Source organism: Polaromonas sp. P1_G4, from assembly GCF_056405475.1.
Genome location: NZ_JBFUCA010000459.1, coordinates 1 through 3,492 on the forward strand (window position 1 = coordinate 1; position 3,492 = coordinate 3,492).

4 protein-coding genes are annotated in these 3,492 nt (G+C 61.4%); 3 read left to right on the plus strand and 1 reads right to left on the minus strand.

What is annotated here, in order from left to right; all coding sequences use genetic code 11:
• Nucleotides 1-1,539, plus strand: a 1,539-nt coding sequence (locus tag AC1D1X_RS18685; protein ID WP_477698857.1) for a putative bifunctional diguanylate cyclase/phosphodiesterase, incomplete at its 5' end; no start/stop codon positions are given.
• Here the strand turns inward: AC1D1X_RS18685 and AC1D1X_RS18690 are convergent.
• Nucleotides 1,520-1,888: an aminoacyl-tRNA synthetase gene (locus AC1D1X_RS18690; protein WP_477670141.1), complete on the minus strand. Its 369-nt coding sequence runs from the start codon at nucleotides 1,886-1,888 to the stop codon at nucleotides 1,520-1,522. The two genes, AC1D1X_RS18685 and AC1D1X_RS18690, sit on opposite strands and share 20 nt — an antisense overlap.
• 123 nt (nucleotides 1,889-2,011) lie before the next feature.
• Here AC1D1X_RS18690 and hemE point away from each other — a divergent pair, with 123 nt between their 5' ends.
• Both hemE and AC1D1X_RS18700 read left to right on the plus strand, forming a co-directional pair.
• Nucleotides 2,012-3,121 carry a uroporphyrinogen decarboxylase gene (gene hemE / locus AC1D1X_RS18695; protein ID WP_477670142.1) on the plus strand — a complete coding sequence of 370 codons (1,110 nt, stop codon included), beginning with the start codon at nucleotides 2,012-2,014 and terminating at the stop codon, nucleotides 3,119-3,121.
• A gap of 36 nt (nucleotides 3,122-3,157) precedes the next feature.
• The coding region (locus AC1D1X_RS18700) for a hypothetical protein (protein WP_477698858.1) at nucleotides 3,158-3,492 on the plus strand (335 nt) is incomplete at its 3' end.

A 3,492-nucleotide genomic window follows, 5' to 3' on the forward strand; every position in this document is an offset into this window, starting at 1 on the left:
CTTCTATGCGGGCCGTTGACCCAACGCAGCGAGCTGCAGCGCATCAGCGCCGCCTTCCAGAAGGGCGAACCCGTTCAGGCCGAGCTCATCACCTACAAAAAAAACGGCAGGCACTTCTGGATGGAAGTCGACATCGTGCCGGTCGCCGATGACGCCGGTGTGTTCTTTACCCATTGGGTTGCCGTGGGGCGGGACATCACGCGCCGCAAGGTGGCGGAGAGCGAAATCAAGCATCTCGCCTTCTACGATCCGCTCACACAATTGCCCAACCGCCAGTTGCTGATGGACAGGCTCCAGAAGGCGCTTACCCACAACTACCGGCATCCGCGCGAAGCGGCGCTGATGTTCATTGACCTGGACAATTTCAAGACACTCAACGACACCATGGGCCACCAGAAAGGCGACCTGTTGCTGCAGCAGGTTGCCAAGCGCCTTGCGGCMTGCCTGGAGCCGCCCGACACGGTGGCGCGCCTGGGCGGGGATGAATTTGTGGTCATGCTGGAGGACCTGGGCCAGGACCCTCAAGCAGCGGCCGCAAAAGCCGAAGCGGTGGGTGCGCGGATTCTTGCTGCGCTGAGCGAACCCTACAGCCTGGCGGGCTACCAGCACTACAGCACCTGCAGTATCGGCATCACTTCGTTCAACCAGACCCTGGACAACATTGGAGACCTGCTCAAGCAGGCCGACCTGGCCATGTACCAGGCCAAGATGGCCGGGCGCAACACCATCTGCTTTTTCAACCCGGCGATGCAGGCCGCCGTCACCGCCAGTGCCGCACTGCAATCGGACCTGCGCCAGGGCCTGCGCGAAAAGCAGTTCCTTCTGTACTACCAGCCACAGGTAGGGCGCGACGGGCGCATGACGGGCGTCGAGGCACTCCTGCGCTGGCAGCACGGCGGGCGCGGCCTGGTGCAGCCGTCCGAGTTCATTCCGGCGGCTGAGGAGGCCGGGCTGATACTGCCGCTGGGCCAATGGGCGCTTGAGACGGCTTGCCGCCAGCTGGCGGCGTGGGCCCACCGCCCCGAGACCGCAGCCTTCAGTGTGGCCGTCAACGTGAGTGTGCGGCAGTTCCGCCACCCGGAGTTCGTGGACCTTGTCATGGCCGCACTCAAGGAAACGAAAGTCAGCCCGCACAAGCTCAAGCTGGAGCTGACCGAAAGCCTGCTGGCGGAGAACATGGAGGTCACCATCACCAAAATGGCCCGGCTCAAGAAGATGGGCGTGACCCTTTCCATTGACGATTTCGGCATGGGCTATTCCTCACTCTCATGCCTGAAGCGCTTGCCGCTGGACCAATTGAAAATCGACAAGTCTTTTGTGGAAGACATCCTGCGCGACCCTAACGACGCCGCCATCGCACGCACCATCATTGGCCTGGCGCAAAGCCTGGGGCTGGGCGTGGTGGCGGAAGGCGTTGAGACCGAAGCCCAGCGCGACTTCCTGTCGCGCCACGGTTGCGACTGCTACCAGGGCTATCTGTTCTGCAAGCCCCTGCCCATCGACGAGCTCGAAGCCTTCATCAAGACACTTCGGATTTAAGGGTGACGGCAGGCAAAGGCGAGGCCTTGTGGTGTTCCAGCCGGAAGATCACCTCCTTGACGATGCCATACATCACCGCGCGGTCGCGGCCAGGGTGGTCCGTGAAATGCACCGTCGTGGACCCGAGCGTCGCGCCCCCGGCGTCATAGCTCACCGTGATGCCGTAGGCCGTCATCAGCGGGCCGCAGGCACGCCAGTCGCGCGTCCATTGCGGCAAAGCCTGATTGCTGTCCCAGAGGGTGCCTGCGCTTTCGTAGCATTCCTCGATGTGCGCATGACCCAGCAGTTGCGCAAGGTGCCTCTCCTTGGCGATGCAACTGCGGAAATACTCCTGGTCGTTCATGCGCATGAAACACCTCTTTCGGACCCGGCGGGGCCCATGAGGCCATGGTAAATCCGAACCCGCTCAAGTGCCACCCCTGCGGATATCCCGCGATGGGAGGGCCCGCCTCACACCTGAGACAATCAGGGCATGTTCGCACCCCTTCAAAACGACACCTTTTTGCGCGCCTGCCTGCGCCAGGCCACCACCCACACTCCCGTCTGGCTGATGCGCCAGGCCGGCCGCTATTTGCCTGAGTACCGCGCCACGCGCGCCCAGGCCGGCAGTTTCATGGGCCTGGCCACCAACACCGACTACGCCACCGAAGTCACGCTGCAGCCGCTTGAGCGTTACCCGCTGGATGCCGCCATCCTGTTCAGCGACATCCTGACCGTGCCCGATGCCATGGGCCTGGGCCTGTCCTTCGCGCTGGGCGAAGGCCCGCGCTTTGCCACGCCGGTGCGCGATGAGGCGGCAGTGGCGAAGCTTGAGGTGCCCGACATGAACAAGCTGCGCTATGTGTTTGACGCCGTGACGTCAATCCGCAAAGCCCTGAACGGCCGCGTGCCGCTGATCGGCTTTTCGGGCAGTCCCTGGACGCTGGCCTGCTACATGGTCGAAGGCGCGGGCTCCGACGACTACCGCCTGGTCAAGACCATGCTGTACCAGCGCCCGGACCTGATGCACAAAATGCTTGCCGTGAACGCCGACGCGGTTGCCTCCTATCTGAACGCACAGATTGAGGCCGGGGCCCAAGCCGTGATGATTTTTGACAGCTGGGGCGGCGTGCTGGCCGACGCGGCCTTCAAAACCTTCAGCCTGGCCTACACGGCCCGCGTGCTGGCCCAGCTCAAACGCGAGCACGAGGGCGTCAAGATCCCCCGCCTCGTCTTCACCAAAGGCGGCGGCCAGTGGCTCGAAGCCATGGCGCAGCTCGATTGCGAGGTGCTGGGACTGGACTGGACGGTCAACCTGGCCAGGGCGCGGGCTCTGGTGGGGGAAAATGGCCCCCAGGCCAAAACGCTGCAGGGCAACCTGGACCCTAACGTGCTGTTTGCCAACCCGACCCAGATAGAAGCCGAAGTGAAAAGCGTGCTGGACAGCTTTGGCAAGCCCCATATTGATGCCAGCGAGCCTGGACCGGCCCATATTTTCAACCTGGGGCATGGCATCAGCCAGCACACGCCCCCCGAAAGTGTGGAAGTGCTGGTGCGCGCAGTACACGCTCACTCTCGCAGCATGCGCGCCGCTGGTACCTAAACTTTCCGCCTACGTCCAGAAAAGGCCACGGGATGAATGATTTCAACCATGGCTAGCACAAAACCGGGCGATGGCGCCCGGACTTATGCACAAAATTCGTGTTGCGGTGCCGCAATGGTGAACGCAGGCGGCATGCTTCGCTATCAAAGCAATAGCGGACGTAAGTTGTTGATTTATATAGAGACTTTAAATTGCTTTTTTTCCGGGCAGTTTAAGAAAAGCCTTGATTTACAAGGCTTCGCGACGCGCCAAGGCAAGCTATCAACAAAGTTATCCACAGAAAATCTGGAAATCTGTAAAGCGATGGTAAATCAAGGACTTAGCGCACTATCTGGATGTACTTCTCAAGAAGTAAACACATTTAGTTACTC